Source organism: uncultured Tateyamaria sp. (assembly GCF_947503465.1).
Classification (GTDB): domain Bacteria; phylum Pseudomonadota; class Alphaproteobacteria; order Rhodobacterales; family Rhodobacteraceae; genus Tateyamaria.
The window spans coordinates 1572233-1588445 of the sequence record NZ_CANNDN010000001.1 but is presented as its reverse complement, the minus strand read 5'-3'; the positions used below and the strand labels follow the sequence as shown (position 1 = coordinate 1588445).

The 16213-nt window shown below is 64.0% G+C and carries 18 protein-coding genes; 5 read left to right on the top strand and 13 right to left on the bottom strand.

The features are described from left to right. Window positions 1-34: 34 nt before the first annotated feature. From Q0844_RS08090 to Q0844_RS08075, 4 genes are all read left to right on the top strand, one after another. Window positions 35-241 carry a hypothetical protein gene (locus tag Q0844_RS08090; RefSeq protein ID WP_299043683.1) on the top strand — a complete coding sequence of 69 codons (207 nt, stop codon included), beginning with the start codon at window positions 35-37 and terminating at the stop codon, window positions 239-241. Further along, the gene (locus Q0844_RS08085; protein ID WP_299043680.1) at window positions 177-908 is read left to right on the top strand and encodes a LuxR family transcriptional regulator; all 732 of its coding nucleotides are present in this window, start codon (window positions 177-179) and stop codon (window positions 906-908) included. The genes Q0844_RS08090 and Q0844_RS08085 overlap by 65 nt, the downstream gene beginning before the upstream one ends. A 113-nt stretch (window positions 909-1021) precedes the next feature. Then, window positions 1022-1657: an acyl-homoserine-lactone synthase gene (locus tag Q0844_RS08080; RefSeq protein ID WP_299043678.1), complete on the top strand. Its 636-nt coding sequence runs from the start codon at window positions 1022-1024 to the stop codon at window positions 1655-1657. 41 nt (window positions 1658-1698) lie between these two features. Next, window positions 1699-3228: an AAA family ATPase gene (locus Q0844_RS08075; protein ID WP_299043674.1), complete on the top strand. Its 1530-nt coding sequence runs from the start codon at window positions 1699-1701 to the stop codon at window positions 3226-3228. A 12-nt stretch (window positions 3229-3240) separates the two neighbouring features. Here Q0844_RS08075 and Q0844_RS08070 read toward each other — a convergent pair whose 3' ends face one another. The 10 genes from Q0844_RS08070 to Q0844_RS08025 all read right to left on the bottom strand — a co-directional run bounded on the left by Q0844_RS08070 (window position 3241) and on the right by Q0844_RS08025 (window position 12022). Further along, window positions 3241-3993: a TIGR02186 family protein gene (locus Q0844_RS08070; RefSeq protein WP_299043671.1), complete on the bottom strand. Its 753-nt coding sequence runs from the start codon at window positions 3991-3993 to the stop codon at window positions 3241-3243. Then, window positions 3993-4910 carry a sulfite exporter TauE/SafE family protein gene (locus Q0844_RS08065; protein ID WP_299043668.1) on the bottom strand — a complete coding sequence of 306 codons (918 nt, stop codon included), beginning with the start codon at window positions 4908-4910 and terminating at the stop codon, window positions 3993-3995. The genes Q0844_RS08070 and Q0844_RS08065 overlap by 1 nt, the downstream gene beginning before the upstream one ends. A gap of 122 nt (window positions 4911-5032) precedes the next feature. Continuing rightward, on the bottom strand, window positions 5033-6007 hold the full coding sequence (locus Q0844_RS08060) for an ABC transporter permease (RefSeq protein WP_299043666.1): 975 nt from the start codon (window positions 6005-6007) through the stop codon (window positions 5033-5035). A 4-nt stretch (window positions 6008-6011) separates the two neighbouring features. Further along, window positions 6012-7127, bottom strand: coding sequence for an ABC transporter permease (locus tag Q0844_RS08055; RefSeq protein ID WP_299043663.1), 1116 nt, complete (start codon window positions 7125-7127; stop codon window positions 6012-6014). 109 nt (window positions 7128-7236) lie between these two features. Continuing rightward, the gene (locus Q0844_RS08050; protein ID WP_299043661.1) at window positions 7237-8763 is read right to left on the bottom strand and encodes an ABC transporter ATP-binding protein; all 1527 of its coding nucleotides are present in this window, start codon (window positions 8761-8763) and stop codon (window positions 7237-7239) included. A 75-nt stretch (window positions 8764-8838) separates the two neighbouring features. Next, window positions 8839-9834, bottom strand: coding sequence for a BMP family ABC transporter substrate-binding protein (locus Q0844_RS08045; RefSeq protein ID WP_299043658.1), 996 nt, complete (start codon window positions 9832-9834; stop codon window positions 8839-8841). Between the two features lie 230 nt (window positions 9835-10064). Next, the gene (locus Q0844_RS08040; RefSeq protein ID WP_299043656.1) at window positions 10065-10481 is read right to left on the bottom strand and encodes a GNAT family N-acetyltransferase; all 417 of its coding nucleotides are present in this window, start codon (window positions 10479-10481) and stop codon (window positions 10065-10067) included. Continuing rightward, window positions 10478-11050, bottom strand: coding sequence for a tRNA (adenosine(37)-N6)-threonylcarbamoyltransferase complex dimerization subunit type 1 TsaB (tsaB, locus tag Q0844_RS08035; RefSeq protein WP_299043653.1), 573 nt, complete (start codon window positions 11048-11050; stop codon window positions 10478-10480). The genes Q0844_RS08040 and tsaB overlap by 4 nt, the downstream gene beginning before the upstream one ends. Beyond that, window positions 11047-11454: a GFA family protein gene (locus Q0844_RS08030; protein ID WP_299043652.1), complete on the bottom strand. Its 408-nt coding sequence runs from the start codon at window positions 11452-11454 to the stop codon at window positions 11047-11049. The genes tsaB and Q0844_RS08030 overlap by 4 nt, the downstream gene beginning before the upstream one ends. A 4-nt stretch (window positions 11455-11458) precedes the next feature. Next, window positions 11459-12022 carry a NifU family protein gene (locus Q0844_RS08025; protein WP_299043650.1) on the bottom strand — a complete coding sequence of 188 codons (564 nt, stop codon included), beginning with the start codon at window positions 12020-12022 and terminating at the stop codon, window positions 11459-11461. A 177-nt stretch (window positions 12023-12199) separates the two neighbouring features. On the opposite strand from Q0844_RS08025, the gene Q0844_RS08020 reads away from it, so the two are divergent. Then, a complete protein-coding gene (locus Q0844_RS08020) occupies window positions 12200-14200 on the top strand; it encodes a Hint domain-containing protein (protein ID WP_299043647.1) in 2001 nt (666 codons plus the stop codon). On the opposite strand, the gene Q0844_RS08015 is transcribed toward Q0844_RS08020, so the two are convergent. The 3 genes from Q0844_RS08015 to Q0844_RS08005 all read right to left on the bottom strand — a co-directional run bounded on the left by Q0844_RS08015 (window position 14197) and on the right by Q0844_RS08005 (window position 16170). Next, window positions 14197-14652 (bottom strand): universal stress protein, encoded by a 456-nt coding sequence (locus tag Q0844_RS08015; RefSeq protein WP_299043645.1) that lies wholly within the window; start codon window positions 14650-14652, stop codon window positions 14197-14199. The genes Q0844_RS08020 and Q0844_RS08015 overlap by 4 nt on opposite strands. Before the next feature lie 65 nt (window positions 14653-14717). After that, window positions 14718-15314 carry a 2-hydroxychromene-2-carboxylate isomerase gene (locus tag Q0844_RS08010; RefSeq protein WP_299043642.1) on the bottom strand — a complete coding sequence of 199 codons (597 nt, stop codon included), beginning with the start codon at window positions 15312-15314 and terminating at the stop codon, window positions 14718-14720. Further along, complete coding sequence (locus Q0844_RS08005; RefSeq protein WP_299043639.1) at window positions 15307-16170, bottom strand: branched-chain amino acid aminotransferase; 864 nt, start codon at window positions 16168-16170, stop codon at window positions 15307-15309. The genes Q0844_RS08010 and Q0844_RS08005 overlap by 8 nt, the downstream gene beginning before the upstream one ends. Window positions 16171-16213: the final 43 nt, after the last annotated feature.

Here is a 16213-nt window from a genome sequence, read left to right as displayed (position 1 = left end):
ACCTTTCATTAACCACTCGAGAGTGAGTCTGACCATGAGAAGTGACTGGATACTGGACGTTCTTACGGACCTCAAGACTTTTGCCCGCGCCAACGAAATGCCCGCGCTTGCGGAACAGTTGGATGATACCGCAATCGTCGCGATGGCCGAGATCGCCGCGATGAAGGAAGCCAAAGATGGTCAGCACCACGACGGCGAGGCAGCCGTTGGAACCCATTTTGGAGGATTTGGAACAAGCTGACGGGCTCACCGCCCTTCAGGCGGCGTCCGAAGTTATACGCGACCATTATGGCGTTGATCATGTGGTATACCACTGGGTCGATTCCGCCGGGGCACAATATGGTTGCGGCACATATTCGGACCGCTGGCGTGATCGGTACCTGGAGCAGAATTACCTGCGGGTCGATCCGGTTATTCTCGGGTGTTTTCAAAGATTTCACCCGGTTGACTGGAAGCGGCTGGATTGGAGCAGCAAGGCTGCCCGAACCTTCCAGGCCGAAGCGATAGAACATGGGGTCGGGAACCAGGGGTTCTCGGTTCCGATCCGGGGGCCGAACGGTCAGTTCGCGCTCTTTACAGTCAGCCACTCATGCGACGACGACACATGGGCGGACTGGACAGAAGCGCATCGCCGCGACCTGATCCTGATCGCCCATACGTTCAACGAAAAAGCGCTCGAATTCGAACCCGAGCGTACACCGGAACAGTCCCAGTCGCTCAGCCCGCGCGAGGTTGATGCGATGACGTTTCTGGCGATGGGATACAGCCGCGCGCAGGTGGCCGACACGTTGTCGATCTCGGAACACACACTGCGCGTCTACATCGAAAGCGCCCGGTTCAAGCTGGGCGCCATGAACACGACGCACGCCGTTGCCCGGGCCATGAGCAGGGGATTGATCGTCGTGTAACGCGCCCTGTTGCGCCCAGAGACAACACATCGCACGCGTGTGTGTGTGGACGTTAACGCACGCATCAGTAGTATTTTGGTCATGCCTGCCCCGGTTTGACAAGGAGTACTTCGATGCTGCGTTACGTGTACGCTTCCGATCTTGGCGATCATCCCAAACTTGCCCGCACCATGTTCCGCGATCGTGCGGATCAATTCAAAACCCGGCTTGGGTGGGACGTTCAGGTGGACAAGGACGGGTATGAACGCGACGAATACGACGATCTGAACCCACTCTATGTCATCTGGGAAGAACCCGATGGCAGCCATGGCGGCTCGATGCGCTTTCTGCCCACCACGGGCCGCACCATGGTGAATGAGCATTTCGGCGACCTGATCTCGGGTCCGATCACCAGCCCGGTGATCTGGGAATGCACCCGCTTTTGCCTGACCCGCGGCGCAGGCAGCCACGTCGCCGCCGCCCTTATGCTGGGCGGGGGGGAAATCATGCAGAACTTTGGTGTGGAACATTTTGTTGGGGTCTTCGACGCCCGCATGGTGCGCATCTACCGCATGATCGGGTCCTCTCCGGACGTGCTGGGCAGCACCGGAACCGGGCGCGACCGGATCAGCGTGGGCTTGTGGCATTTCGACGATACCGCCGCCGCCCGGGTGGCCGAGCGCGCAGGCGTACCCATGGAACGGTCGCGCCAGTGGTTTGACCATGCGTTTGGCACCGCATCACGCCGGGAACTGGCGCGCATCGCCTGATCCCGCTGGCACCTGCCGCGGCCCGTCTATAGGGTCGCGGCATGTCCACTGCCCTTGCCCTTTCCGACGATCAGGCCAGCGCCTATGACACCGTGACCGAGATGTTGCGCGGGGCGGGTATTGACCTCGATGACGCGCTGCTGATGCCGCCAAAATCGACGTCCACAAGCGTTATGGCCATCACGGGCAAGGCCGGGTCGGGCAAGACGCTACTGCTGTCGGAACTTTACAGGGCGCTCGAAGCGGCCGGGGTCGATGTCGTTTCCGGTGACTACGAATCCCGCCGCCGCAAGGACCGGCGCACGCTTGCCATCCTGGCGCCCACGAACAAGGCGGCGAGCGTTCTGCGCTTTCGCGGCGTGCCCGCCACGACGATCCACCGCATCCTGTATACCCCCGTTTATGATCCCGAATACGAACGGATCGCCGAATGGCTGGCGGGCAACGGCGACCGGCCCGAGGTCGAGGGGCTGACCGACCAGGCGCTGGACCGCGCCCATGCGTTTTACCAGACCAACAAATCGATCCCGGGCGCCCTGGCCGCCGCAGGCCTGCGGGGCAGCGATTTCATCACCGGCTGGAAACGGCGCGAGGAACCGCTGGATATCGGTTTCATTGACGAGGCGTCGATGCTGGATGACAAGCAGTTCGAAGACCTCAAGGACATCTTTCCGACGCTTCTGCTGTTCGGCGATCCGGCCCAGCTTGCGCCGGTGAACCAGTCTGGCGCGATGGTCTTTGACAAGCTCCCGGAAAAGCGGGTCATGCACCTTGGGCGCATTCACCGCCAAGCGGCGGACAACCCGATCCTTGACCTCGCCCACGCGCTGGCCGACCCGCAGGTCGACTTTTACCGGTTCGAGAAGATGGTGGAAGAGGCCGCCGCCAGCGACGAACGCGTTGTCTGGGGTCAACGGGTCGAGGTGGACCTGATGGCCCGCAGTCCCGTTCTGGTCTGGCGCAACGCAACCCGTATCCGCCTGATCAATGCCTTCCGCTCTGTCTATGACGCGCCCGATGATCGGCTGATCGAGGGCGAGCCCCTGATCTGTGACGGATTGGAACTGCCTTTGAAACACCGCAAGAAGCGGCTCGATCTCGAGGCGCGCGGCCTGATCAAGGGCGCGCAGGTGGTCTATCTGGGCGAAGGGCGCAAGCCCGGCTTTTCCCGCCTGCACGTGATCGGGGCCGAAGACCCCCAGGTGTCGGCGGCATCCATCGTGAAGATAGAAAAACCGGACGAGGAAGAGCCCTTTATCCCCTATGCCGCCCGCATGGGCGCCACGTTTCTCCACGGAGCGGCGGTAACGATCCACAAGGCGCAAGGGTCGCAGTGGGACACGGTCCAGGTCTTTGCGCCTGACCTTTACGCGGCGGCGCGGATGAACCGGACAGAGGCGGGGCAACCTTTGTGGAAACGGCTGGCTTACGTGGCGATCACACGCGCCCAGGATCGGCTGATCTGGGTTGTGCGCAACCGGCTGTCGAAACCGGCGGGGCCATTGCGTGTGGATGATCTGCGCACGGTGCCCGCCGCACCGCTGACGCTCGAGGCCGAAGCACCCGAATAGGGCGCAAGGCCCCTAGTTCCGGATCAGAGAGAACGCCGCCGACGCGCCCCAGCCCGCGGCGATGGCAATGGCCAACGACATGAGCCCGTACCAGAACGGGTTTTCGCGGCTCAGGCTGAACAACCAGCGTTCGAGGCCCACCTTTCGGACGTCAATCGCGGTCTCATAGCTTGCCACGACCTGTCCGTCGCGGGTCAGGAAGATCCGCGTTTCATAGGCGCCCTCGGTCAGGGCGGCGGGCAGCTGAATGCGGGTTCGAAACAGGGTATCCTCGTCGACGACCACCTGTTCTTCAAGCACCTGATAATTGCCTGCGTTGGTGTTGATCCGGATCAGGGCCGCTACGTAGGCGCTCGCATCCAGCACCGTGCTGGGCGTCTGGACACTGCTCAGCATCGACGGCACGGACACCTTGTGTTGAAGGTTGTCGCGAATGCCCAACACGTCATCAAGCGGGCCGCTTGTGGCAACGGCGTAGTAGCTGGGGGCGCCGTCCAGTTCGACGGCATCCGTGTTCACCCAGATGCCGAAACGGCGCTCCTTGCGGCGCACGGTCACCGGTTCGGGCGGGCCTGCAATGGTGACAATGACACCCAGTTCGCCCTGGGGAATCGGCGCTTCGCGTTTGACGGCGCCAAAGATCAGGATTTCCGAGCCATCAAAGCTGGTGGTGATCGCCACCTCGTCCTGGCTCAGTCCCAGCACGACTTCTTCGGCCCAGGCAGGCGCGGCGCACAGCATCGCGATGATCAGCCAGCGCAGCATCAATGACCCTCCACCGCGCCGATAGAGAACAGCTCGGACGGCATGACCAGCAGGTCAAAGGCCAGCTTGCCGCAGACCGCCAGCACCATCAGCGCCAGCAGGATGCGCAATTGCTCGGCCTTCATGCGCACGCCGATCCGGGTACCGATCTGGGCGCCGATCACACCACCAACCAGCAGCAAAACCGCCAGAACCACGTCCACGGTAAAGTTCGTGGTGGCGTGCAGCATCGTGGTGAATGCCGTGACAAAGATGATCTGGAACAGCGACGTGCCCACCACGACCTTGGTCGGCATGCCCAGCAGGTAGATCATGGCAGGTACCATGATAAATCCGCCGCCCACACCCATGATGGCCGCCAGAATGCCCACGGCCAGACCGACCAGCAGTGGCGGAATGACCGAGATATAGAGGCCCGAAACCCGGAACCGCATCTTGAAGGGCAGCTTGTGGATCAACCCGTGCTTCTTGCGCGTGGGCATCGCCGTGCCGCGGGCGGTCTTGCGGATTGCGTTCAGGCTTTCGATGAACATCAGCCCGCCGATCACGCCAAGGAACACGACATAGCACAGGCGCACCAGCAGATCGACCTGGCCCAGGGACTTGAGATAGTTGAAGATCAGCACGCCCAGTGCCGCCCCTATGAGGCCGCCGATCAGCAGCACGGTCCCCATCCTCAGGTCCACCGTCTTGCGCCTGAGATGGGCCAGCACGCCCGAAAAGGACGACGCCACGATCTGGTTCGCCTCGGTCGCCACGGCCACCGCGGGGGGGATGCCGATAAAGAACAACAGCGGCGTCATGAGAAAGCCGCCACCAACCCCGAACATGCCGGACAGTACACCCACCATGCCGCCCAGCCCCAAAAGAAGGAACGCATTGACCGATACCTCGGCGATGGGCAGGTAGATTTGCATGGTCCCCCTTAGGACGGGGGCGGATGGAAAATCAAGATGTCACGCCGCCGCGCAGCAAACTGGGGCTAAGTTTGTGAGGAAACTGGACCTATCGCGGCAAGAGCGCCCCGCGCCCTTCGCGCTCAGCGTTCTTTCACATAGGGTTCGCCGCCCGCACGGGGCGGAATTGCCTTGCCGACAAAGCCCGCCAGAATCACCACGGTCAGGATGTAGGGCAACGCGTCCAGCAACTGGACCTGCACACGGAAACCAAGAGCGCCTTCGATGATGTCAGGGCGCAGGGCGATGGCCTGCAGATACCCAAACAGCAAGGTGGCCCACAGCGCGTGCCAGGGCCGCCACTTGGCAAAGATCAACGCCGCCAACGCGATGAACCCGCGCCCGGCGGTCATGTCCTTGACGAACCCGGCTTGCAAGCCCGTTGCCAGATACGCACCCGCGATACCGCACAGGATGCCGCAGATGCCAACGGCGACAAAGCGCAGCCCGATCACCGACACGCCCGCCGTGTCGACAGCCGCCGGGTTCTCACCCACTGCGCGCAGACGCAGGCCAAAGCGGGTGCGGAAAAGCAGCCACCAGGTGCCCGGCACGGCCAACAGGGCCACATAGACAAGGACGGAATGGCCCGAAATCAGCTCCGCATAGATCGGGCCGATGAATGGCACGCCGCCCAGGGCATCGGCAAAGGGCAGGGTGATCGGCTCGAACCGCCCGCCCCCGATCAGGGATGGCGTGCGCCCGCCCTGCTGGAACCAGTCCTGCGCGATCAGCACGGTCAGACCCGCGGCGAGAAAGTTGATCGCCACGCCCGAGATCAGCTGATTGCCGCGGAAGGTGATCGAGGCGAGGCCGTGGATGCCCGACAGGGCCATGGAGGCCGCGATACCGGCCAGCAGACCCATCCAGACCGACCCGGTCATGGCGGCGACCGCGGCAGAAAAGAACGCGGCAAACAGCATCTTGCCCTCAAGCCCGATGTCAAAGATTCCAGCGCGTTCCGAGAATAGACCCGCAAGGCAGGCCAGCAGCAGCGGCGTCGCCAGACGTACGGTCGAGTCGAGGACGGACAGGTCGAAGAGTGCCAGAATATCCATCGCTCTACTCCGCGGGCTTGACGGGTTTGGGCGCACGCGCAGTGCGCGCCGCGAGGAAGATCTTCTCCAGCGGCATGCGGACCATGTTGTCGAGTGCGCCAGTGAACAGGATCACCAGCGCCTGGATCACCACGATCAATTCGCGCGGGATCGACGTCCACAGCGCCAGTTCGGCCCCGCCCTGGTACAGAAACCCGAACAGGATCGCGGCCAGGAACACGCCAAACGGATGGCTGCGTCCCATCAGCGCCACGGCGATGCCGATAAAGCCCGCGCCTTCGACCGCGTTCAGGACCAGACGCTCGGCCTCGCCCATGACGTTGTTGATGGCCATCATGCCCGCCAGCGCGCCCGAGATCAGCATGGCAACCATCGTGATGCGCACGGCGCCGATGCCCGCATATTTCGCGGCCCGCCCCGACTTGCCATAGGACCGGATTTCCAGGCCCAAGGGCGTGCGCCAGATCAGCAGCCAGACCAAAACGCACGCGATGATTGCTATGAAAGTTGAAATGTTGGCCGGTGTTTTTGCAAATTCTATTCCGATTGGAGCGAGCACATCTCTTAGGTTGGGGATGTGAACCACTTCGGGGAAGCGAGCGGTTGCAGGATCCATGCTGCCTGCCGGCCGCAATACGTTCACCAACATATAAACGAGCACGGAAAAAGCGATGTAGTTGAACATGATCGTCGTGATCACGATATGACTGCCACGCTTGGCCTGCAGGTACGCCGGAATGGCCGCCCACGCAGCGCCAAAGACAGCCGCACCCGCCGTCGCGGCCAGCACGGCGATTGTCCAATGCGGCCAGGGAATGAACAGCAGCACAAGGGCGACGCCAAGCCCGCCGAGCATGGCCTGCCCCTCACCGCCGATGTTGAACAGGCCCGCATGGAAAGCCACGGACACGGCCAGCCCCGTGAACATGAAGTTCGTCGCGTAATACAGCGTATAACCCCAGCCATAGGTCGATCCCAAAGCACCCGTGACCATCAGGTTCACGGCCGCCACCGGGTCCTCGCCGATGGCGAGGATCACCAGCGCCGACAGGATCGCCGCCAGGATCAGCGAAATCAGCGGGACAAGGATCACCTCGGCCCATTTGGGCATCACGTCCATGCGCTTGCTCCGTTATCCAGTTGCGTGCTGCGCACACGCCATATTCGAGGGGGTTTCACCCCCGCCGCGTGCGCGGCCCCCCCATCGTATTTTTGGTCGGAAGAAGACATCATGCCGTCACCCCCGCCATCAGGAGGCCCAGTTCCTTCTCGTCCGTGTCGCCGGATTGCCGTTCGCCCATGATCCGGCCGTCGAACATCACGGCGACCCGATCGGCCAGCGACAGGATTTCTTCCAGTTCGACAGACACAAGCAGGATCGCCTTGCCCTGATCGCGCAGGGCCACGATCTGCTGGTGGATGAATTCGATCGCCCCGATGTCCACGCCGCGAGTCGGTTGGCCGATCAGCAGCAGGTCGGGGTTGCGTTCAATCTCGCGCGCGAGCACGATCTTTTGCTGGTTGCCGCCCGAGAAATTCTTGGCCGCCAGGTGCGGATGCGGCGGGCGGACATCGAAGCGTTCCATCTTTTCCGCGGTGTCCGCCTTGATCGCGGCATTGTTGCTGAGCAGGCCCGACGTGTAGGCCGCATCCCGGTGATAGCCGAAAGCGGTGTTTTCCCAGGCGGCGAAGTCCATGATCAGGCCCTCGCGCTGGCGGTCTTCGGGCACGTGGGCAATGCCCCTGTCGCGGCGGGATCGTCCGTCCGAATGCTTGCCCGTCAGATCGATGGGCGTGCCGTTCAGGGTTACGTGGCCCGTCGCATCCGCGTAGCCGCCCAGCACCTCCAGCAATTCGGACTGGCCGTTGCCCGCGACCCCGGCGATACCGACAATTTCGCCCGCGCGTACCTGCAGGTCGATGCCCTTGAGGCGTTCAACGCCCTGTTCATCCACGACCTTGAGGTTCTTGACATCCAGCACCACGTCGCCCGGTTTGGCCGGTGTCTTGTCCACCCGCAGCAGCACCTTGCGGCCGACCATCAGTTCGGCGAGTTCTTCGGGGCTGGTGTCCGCCGTCTTCACCGTGGCTGTCATCTCGCCCCGGCGCATGACGCTGACGGTGTCGGTGATGTCCATGATCTCGCGCAGCTTGTGCGTGATCAGGATGATCGTCTTGCCCTCTTCCTTGAGCCGGCCAAGGATGCGGAACAGCTGGTCGGCCTCGGCGGGGGTCAGCACGCCCGTGGGTTCGTCCAGGATCAGGATGTTGGCCTGCCGGTACAGCGCCTTCAGGATCTCGACCCGCTGCTGCATGCCCACGCCGATCTCTTCGATGATGGCGTCGGGGTCGACCTTGAGGTCGTATTCCTGTTCCAGCTCCAGCAGGGTCTTGCGCGCCTTGGACAGGGACGGTTTCAGCAGCCCGCCATCTTCGGCGCCCAGGATGATGTTTTCCAGCACGGTGAAGTTTTCAACCAGCTTGAAGTGCTGGAACACCATGCCGATGCCTGCGGCAATGGCGGCCTGGCTGTCGGGGATTTCCGTCTTGCTGCCACCGATGAAGATTTCACCCGCGTCCGCCTTGTAGAACCCATAGAGGATCGACATCAGCGTTGATTTGCCCGCGCCGTTTTCGCCGATGATCCCGTGGATCGTGCCGGGCATGACCCGGATCGAGATGTCCTTGTTGGCCTGCACGGGGCCGAAGGCTTTGGAAATGCCTTTGAGTTCAATGGCGGGCGCGGGGGTGGTCATTGGCGGCAGGCCTTCGGTTGGAAAAGGGCCGCGCCACGGATGGCGTGGCGCGGCCCAATCGTCATGTCACGTGGATCAGAAGTTCAGCGCGGGGCAGCTGTCATCCGACATGTAGTCGTGGACGACCAGTTCGCCGCTTGCGATCCGGTTCGATGCTTCGTCCACCGCACTGCGCATGGAATCGCTGACCAGCTCGGCATTGTGTTCGTCCAGCGCATAGCCCACGCCGCCATTGGCCAGGCCCATCACGTTGAAGCCTGTCTCGAACCCTGCGCCGTCGGAAAAGGCCTGATACACGGCGTTGTCCACGCGTTTCATCATCGAGGTCAGAACCTTGCCCGAGTGCAGGTAGTTCTGGTTGCTGTCCACGCCGATGGACAGGATGTCCTCGTCGGCGGCGGTTTGCAGGACACCCACGCCGGTGCCGCCTGCGGCTGCGTATACAACGTCAGCACCCTGGCTGATCTGCGCTTTGGTCAGTTCGGACCCCTTGACCGGGTCGTTCCAGGCGGCGGGTGTCGTGCCGGTCATGTTGGCGATGACATTGGCGTCCGGGTTCACGGCCTTCACGCCCTGGGCGTAGCCGCAGGCGAACTTGCGGATCAGCGGAATGTCCATGCCGCCGATAAAGCCGACAGTGCCGGTCTCGGACGCCTTGGCGGCCATCATGCCCACCAGGTACGAGCCTTCGTGCTCGTTGAAGACAACGGAGCGCACGTTGGGCTGGTCAACCACCATGTCAATGATGGCAAAGGACGTGTCGGGATAATCCGCGGCCACCTGACCCAGCGCGTCCGCAAAGGCAAAGCCCGCCATGACGATGGGGTTGGCGCCGGATTCGGCAAAGCGGCGCAGGGCCTGCTCGCGTTGGGCTTCGGATTGCAGCTCGATCTCGCGGAAGCTGTTGCCGGTCTCGTCGGCCCAGCGCTTGGCGCCGTTGAAGGCCGCTTCGTTGAAGGATTTGTCGAACTTGCCGCCCAGATCGAAGATCAGCGCAGGTTCGGCCAGCGCAGCACCTGCGGACAGGGCCAGGGCCGCGGTCGCGCCAAGGAATTTCTGCATCATGGTCATGTATCAGGTCTCCCAGTTTATCATGGTTGGGGCGGCGGCAGCGTGTCACCGGACGCCCGGGATCAAAAGATCATGCGGGATTAGGCCGCAGGGGCGGGATGGGGTCAACCGCTTTTTGACCAATTGGGCACGTGCGAGGGGCGCTGACCTTGCGCAAAGCTGACAGGTTGGGCAGGGGGGCTGCCCGCCGCTGCTCCGCCCCCGCGTCGCACCGCCCCAGAGGATGCGTGTCAGACAGGGAAGGGGACGGGGGCCCGCAGGATCAACGCATCCGCAAAGCTGTCGGCGCGGCGATAATATCCGACGCGTTTGGCAACAGTTTCAAAGCCATAGCGCGCATAAAGCGCGATGGCAGCGGCGTTGTCCGAGGCCACCTCCAGCACCGCGGTGGTACAGGTCGGCGCGGCCCCGTGCGACCACGCCGTCATCAAACCCGCGCCCGTGCCGCGCCGCTGCCGGGCGGGATCGACGGCAATGGTCAGCAATTCCGCCTCCCCCGCGATGCCGCGCCACAGGGCAAAGCCGTGCGGCGCGGTCTCGAGGTGGCAGAGGGGATTCGCAAGAAGGTCGGCAAATTCCTGCGCCGTCCATGGCCGTTCGCGGGTAAAGGCCGCGGCATGCAGCGCGGCCAGTCTGTCGGGGCTCATGCCAGGATCTGCGGCGGTACATCGCGGGCGGGGGCCGCATCCGGCGCACGGACATAAAAGGGCGCAGGACGAGAGGCCTCGGCAGGCCAGCGCCCGGCGCCGTGGCGCGCAATGGCGCAGGCCAGATCGGCGGGGGGCGGGTGCGGGGCCATGTCGGCAACGTCGCTGCCCGGCACCAGCCGCGCACCGGATCGGCCCATGACATAGACCATGTCGCGTGGCGCGGGGATCGCAACCGTGCTGCCCGGCGCGGCCAGGGACGCGCGTGCCTCGAAACCAGTGACGCCGTAGGCCGGGCATCCCAGGCCCAGTGCCAGACCCCGTGCAGCGGACACGCCGATGCGGATGCCCGTGAAGTTGCCGGGCCCGGTGCCCACCGCCACGGCATCAAGGTCGGCCCAGACGACGCCTTGGGCGCGCAACATCTCTTCCAGCAGGCCCATCAGCCGTTCGGCCTGGCCGCGCGCCATCTCTTCGCCGACAGACGCCAGAACCGTGGCCCCTCGGACCAGTGCCGCTGCGCAATGGGCGGCAGAGGTGTCAAATCCCAGAACAAGCGGCGCGCTCATGTGGCGGCCCTGTTCAGGTCGTCGCGGGCCGACGCCTGGGCCCGGGGCAGATCGTCGGCGATATGCAGCCACGGCAGGGCGCTGCCTGCGTGGCTGTGCATCTCGGGCAGCAGCCTGTCGGCCTGATCAATGATGCCCAGCGGCACATAGACCTGATCCGGCAGGTACGCGAAGGCGGCGGCCAGCGGCCCGTGGCATGTGGGGCAGGTCCAGCGTTCGACCCCCGGCGCGCCGCGATAGGGGGCGGGCAGCTGATCCGACACATCGGCCCGGTCCACGGCGGCAAAGGCGGCCACCGGGGCCCCCGTCCAGCGGCGGCAGTCGCTGCAATGGCAATAAGCCACCGTGAAAGGTGGCTTATCCAGCGTCAGTCGGGACGCACCGCAATAGCATCTGGCCGTCATGGCGTCAGACGGCAACCGGGCGCACCTCTGTCACTTCGGGGATGTAATGGCGCAGCAGGTTCTCGATCCCCATCTTCAGGGTCAGGGTCGAGGATGGGCAGCCTGCGCAGGCGCCCTGCATGTGCAGGTAGACAACGCCCCGGTCAAAGCCGTGGAACGTGATGTCGCCACCATCCTGGGCCACGGCAGGGCGGACCCGGCTGTCCAGCAGTTCCTTGATCTGGCCCACGACGACGGCGTCTTCGCCATCATGTTCGGCATGGCCCGACGCTGGTGCGTGACCCTCTTCCATGACCGGCTGACCGGACTGGAAATGCTCCATGATCGCGCCCAGAAGGGCGGGTTTGATGTGGTCCCACTCCACGGCATCGGCCTTGGTCACGGTGACGAAATCGGTGCCAAAGAATACGCCTGTGACGCCCTCGACCGCAAAGATGCGTGAGGCCAGCGGCGATTTGGTCGCGGCCTCGGCCGTGGGAAAGTCCGCCGTGCCCATATCCAGCACCGATTGGCCGGGCAGGAATTTCAACGTGGCGGGGTTTGGGGTCGATTCAGTCTGGATGAACATGGGGCATCTCCTGAGCGTTACACTCGGATATGCGGGTCGCCGCCCCAAGTGTCAAGGTTTGGAACGATTCTAAACTATTGGAGGCACGCGCGCCAGACCCTTAAAATTGTCCCTTTAACCAGCCGTTGCGGCCTTGGCGCTAATCCTGCGGGACGTGCAGGAAAAGGGGGCCACGGTATGGCCAATTACACAGTCGGCGGATACGCCCAGAACGCGTTCCTCTTGACGCCCGACGGGCAAATTGTCCTCGATCCGGATTTCGACGCAAGCGAAGATGCGATCCGGTACGAGATCGAGGAAGAAGACGGCGGCGTCCTGTTCAATGGCGACGATGCCAATGATGAGGTGGGCGACGGCGACCAATATGCCCGGAAATTCGATGCCAATGGCAACCAGCTGACCGAGGGGGAAGTCTACCTTGAAGAAAGCTGGACGCTGACGGACGGGCAGGGCAACACGATCACGCTCTACAAGGTCGAAAGCAACGGCTTTCATTCCGGATGGGTCGCCGATGGGCCGATCACCCCAGGCACGGCTTACGCGTTTTCGGGACCTAACGATGTCACCAGTTCGAACGCGCCGCGCTACGACAGCCTGGTCGCGCCAACCGATGATCCCGACGACGCCAACACCTACGAAGGGGGGGCGTATGATGATTTCCAACGGTCAGGCGCGCAGGATGACACGGTCTATGGATACGACGGCGATGACCAGATCGACGGCGGCGCGGGCAACGACAACCTCTATGGCGGCGATGGCAGCGACACGATCGATGGCGGTGAGGGGGACGACTATATCGCCTATGGCCGCGGCGGAGATTCGGTGCGCGGCGGCGACGGCAACGACACCATCGACGAAGCGGGCGGAGAGCCGGATTACGACTATGACGACACGATCGATGCCGGTGCGGGCGACGACAAGGTCTATGCCGGTTGGGGCGACGACTACATCGAAGGCGGGACCGGCAAGGACGAATTGCACGGCTCTGACGGCAACGACACGATCCACGGCCAGGAGGGTGAGGACACGATCTATGGCGGTGACGGCGCGGATTCGATCACGGGCGGTGCCGATAACGACCTGATTTACGCCGGGGCGGGCGATGATACGGTTGATGGTGGCGCGCATAACGACACGATCCATGGCGAGGATGGCGATGACCTGCTGCGCGGCGGATCAGGCAATGACAGCATCCATGGTGGGGCGGGCGCGGATACGATAGATGGCGGCGTCGGCAATGACGTCCTGTATGGGGATGACGGCAATGACCGGATCGACGGCGGTTCGGGGGACGACACGGTCACGGGCGGCGCCGGAGACGACACGTTTGTGCAGTCCCAGAACGGCAGCACTACGGTCACCGATTTCGACATCGGCGACGATGACGGCGACGGCGCGTATAACGACCAGCTGGACGTGTCCGAACTGCGCACGCCCGACGGGCGACCGATCAGTGTTCACGATGTGGTGGTCACGGATGACGGCAACGGCAATGCGCTTCTGACCTTCCCCGAGGGCGAGACGATTGTTCTGGAAGGGGTCAGCCCGGCACAGATCTCTTCGACCCAGCAACTGAATGCGGCAGGCATCCCCTGTTTCACGGCCGGTACCCGGATCGCAACGGCGCGCGGTGCGGTGCCGGTTGAGTGGCTGAAACCGGGGGACCGCGTCCAGACGCGCGACAACGGGCTGCGGCCCATCCGCTGGATCGGGACGCGCCACGTGGACGCGGCGGGCTTGCGCGCCAATCCCATGTTGCGGCCCGTGCACATCGCACCCGGCACCTTCGGCAATACCCGCGCCTTGCGCCTGTCGCCCCAGCACGCCGTGGCGCTCAAGACCGGGGCGGGCGTCACGCAACTGGTCCGGGCCGGGCATCTGGCGCGGATGCAGGGCGGGACCGTGCGGGTGGCGCACGGCATGCAATCGGTCACCTACCATCACCTGCTGCTGGACAGCCACGACCTGGTCCTCGCCGAAGGCGCCGCCTGCGAAAGCTTCTATCCCGGACCCTGGGGGCTGCTGTCGGTCGGGCCCGCGGCCACGCGGGATCTGATCCGGCTGATGCCGGACCTGCGCAGCACACCCGCGGCCCGCAGCTACGGACCCACCGTGCACCCCGTGGCGCGGTTCGGGCGATTGCCGCCCGACCTGCGCGACCTCGCCGTCGCGTCCTAGGTGATGGCTTCCAGCTTTTCCTTGCTCAGATCGCCCGGCACGATGGTCATGGGAATGGGCAACCCGCCCGCATTCCGGCTCAGTTGCGTGACCAGCGGGCCGGGGCCCTTCTTGTCGGTGCCCGCCCCCAGGACCAGCACGCCAATATCGGCGTCCTCATGGACCTGCGCGATGATCTCGTCCGCCGGCTGGCCCTCGCGGATGACCAGTTCGGGGTCGATACCCTGCTTGTCCCGCATCCACTTGGCAAAGACCTCGAAATGGGCGTGGATGCGCTCTCGGGCCTCCTCGCGCATGACATTGCCGACACCGATCCAGTGATTGAACTCGTCGGGGGGGATGACGGACAGAATGGCAACCCCGCCGCCCGTATGGCTGGCCCGCATCGCGGCAAAGCGCATCGCGTTCAGGCATTCGCGGCTGTCATCCAGCACCACCAGAAATTTGCGCATCTTGTCCTCCGCCTGGGTTCCGGCACAATGGCCCAAGGCCCCGGATCACGCAATCCCGCGCATGGTCACGCGGCGCGGGCGTGGGCCAGGGCCTGCTGCATCCTGTCATTGCCCCAGAACAGCGCGCCGTCTACCAGAAAACTGGGGGCACCAAAGATCCCGCGCGCCATGGCGTCTTCGGTCGCGGCGCGCAGGGCGGCCTTGCCGGCGGGGGCTGTCGCGGCGGCAACCGCGGCGTCGGGGTCCACGCCAATCTCATCAATGATGGCCGCGATCACCGCGTCGTCGGCAATATCGCGATCCTCGGCAAAATTCGCATGATACACGGCCCGCACAAAGGCGCCGACCCAAGGGGCCTCCGCATGGGCGGCGGCAACGCGGGCGGCCAACAGGCTGCCACGGGGAAAGGACCCGGGCTTGCGAAAGGGAAGGCCCAGATCGGCGCAGCATCGTGCCATGTCGGTCCACATATAGGCGCCCTTGACGGGGAACATGTTGAAGGGCGACGTCGTCATGCCCTGTGCTGCGAACACGGGGCCCAGCAGAAACGGGCGCCAGACCAGCGGCACGCCCGCATCGGCACAGGCCGCCTCGACACGCGCCGCCGCCAAATAGCTGTAGGTGCTGGCAAATTCGAACCAGAATTCAACAGGCTTAGCCATGGCTTGCGGCCCAATCCCAGTACATGTCACGCACGCGGCGGGTCACAGGACCAACCTGATACGACGTGTCTTCAAAGCCGGAAACCGGCGTGACCTTCATCATGTTGCCGGACAGGAACACCTCGTCGGCAGCCTCGAAATCCTCGAAACCCAACACCGTTTCAATCACGTCGATGCCGTCGGCCCGCATGTTCGCCATATGGCGTGCGCGGGTGATGCCGGACAGAAACGTGCCATTGGGGATGGGGGTAAAGACGACACCGTCCTTCACCATGAACACGTTGGCGGTCGCGCTTTCGGCCACATTGCCCATCGCATCGGCCACCAGCGCGTTCTGAAACCCGCGTTTGCGCACTTCGGCCAGCATGCGGGCGTTGTTGGGGTACAGGCACCCGGCCTTGGCATTGACGACATTGTCCTCGATCACCGGGCGGCGGAACCGGGTCCGGCCAAGGGTCACGGACAGGGTGGGCGGGGCCATCGGGATCGCCTCGAGACAGATGGCAAAGCCGGTCTCGTCCGCCTTTGGCACAATGCCGGACGCGTCGCCATCAATCCCCCAGTACATGGGCCGGATATAGACTGCGTCGGACGGGTCATAGGCCTTCAACCCCTCGTGAATCGCGTCAACGATGTCGGCGCTCGCCATGGTGGGGGTCAGCATCAGCGCCTCGGCGGACCGGTTCACGCGGGCGCAATGCAGGTCCAGGTCGGGCGCCCGGCCGTCAAACCAGCGGGCGCCGTCAAAAACGGTGCTGCCAACCCAGCTGCCATGGTCCGCGGCCCGCATGACGGCCAAATCCTCGTCATGCCACGCGCCTTCAAAGAATGTGCGGATCTTGGTGCCGGTCGCCATATCTGTCCTCCCTGACGTGTCGCGCAAGCTACCAGAGACAGGT

What these genes read in the sequence shown, in the direction of transcription:
- Q0844_RS08045 (WP_299043658.1), bottom strand. Translation starts at nt 9,834, where the DNA reads ATGACCATGATGCAGAAATTCCTTGGCGCGACCGCGGCCCTGGCCCTG.
- Q0844_RS08075 (WP_299043674.1), top strand. Translation starts at nt 1,699, where the DNA reads ATGTCCACTGCCCTTGCCCTTTCCGACGATCAGGCCAGCGCCTATGAC.
- Q0844_RS08030 (WP_299043652.1), bottom strand. Translation starts at nt 11,454, where the DNA reads ATGACGGCCAGATGCTATTGCGGTGCGTCCCGACTGACGCTGGATAAG.
- Q0844_RS08050 (WP_299043661.1), bottom strand. Translation starts at nt 8,763, where the DNA reads ATGACCACCCCCGCGCCCGCCATTGAACTCAAAGGCATTTCCAAAGCC.
- tsaB (WP_299043653.1), bottom strand. Translation starts at nt 11,050, where the DNA reads ATGAGCGCGCCGCTTGTTCTGGGATTTGACACCTCTGCCGCCCATTGC.
- Q0844_RS08090 (WP_299043683.1), top strand. Translation starts at nt 35, where the DNA reads ATGAGAAGTGACTGGATACTGGACGTTCTTACGGACCTCAAGACTTTT.
- Q0844_RS08010 (WP_299043642.1), bottom strand. Translation starts at nt 15,314, where the DNA reads ATGGCTAAGCCTGTTGAATTCTGGTTCGAATTTGCCAGCACCTACAGC.
- Q0844_RS08025 (WP_299043650.1), bottom strand. Translation starts at nt 12,022, where the DNA reads ATGTTCATCCAGACTGAATCGACCCCAAACCCCGCCACGTTGAAATTC.
- Q0844_RS08080 (WP_299043678.1), top strand. Translation starts at nt 1,022, where the DNA reads ATGCTGCGTTACGTGTACGCTTCCGATCTTGGCGATCATCCCAAACTT.
- Q0844_RS08070 (WP_299043671.1), bottom strand. Translation starts at nt 3,993, where the DNA reads ATGCTGCGCTGGCTGATCATCGCGATGCTGTGCGCCGCGCCTGCCTGG.
- Q0844_RS08040 (WP_299043656.1), bottom strand. Translation starts at nt 10,481, where the DNA reads ATGAGCCCCGACAGACTGGCCGCGCTGCATGCCGCGGCCTTTACCCGC.
- Q0844_RS08015 (WP_299043645.1), bottom strand. Translation starts at nt 14,652, where the DNA reads ATGCGCAAATTTCTGGTGGTGCTGGATGACAGCCGCGAATGCCTGAAC.
- Q0844_RS08065 (WP_299043668.1), bottom strand. Translation starts at nt 4,910, where the DNA reads ATGCAAATCTACCTGCCCATCGCCGAGGTATCGGTCAATGCGTTCCTT.
- Q0844_RS08085 (WP_299043680.1), top strand. Translation starts at nt 177, where the DNA reads ATGGTCAGCACCACGACGGCGAGGCAGCCGTTGGAACCCATTTTGGAG.
- Q0844_RS08005 (WP_299043639.1), bottom strand. Translation starts at nt 16,170, where the DNA reads ATGGCGACCGGCACCAAGATCCGCACATTCTTTGAAGGCGCGTGGCAT.
- Q0844_RS08055 (WP_299043663.1), bottom strand. Translation starts at nt 7,127, where the DNA reads ATGGACGTGATGCCCAAATGGGCCGAGGTGATCCTTGTCCCGCTGATT.
- Q0844_RS08060 (WP_299043666.1), bottom strand. Translation starts at nt 6,007, where the DNA reads ATGGATATTCTGGCACTCTTCGACCTGTCCGTCCTCGACTCGACCGTA.
- Q0844_RS08020 (WP_299043647.1), top strand. Translation starts at nt 12,200, where the DNA reads ATGGCCAATTACACAGTCGGCGGATACGCCCAGAACGCGTTCCTCTTG.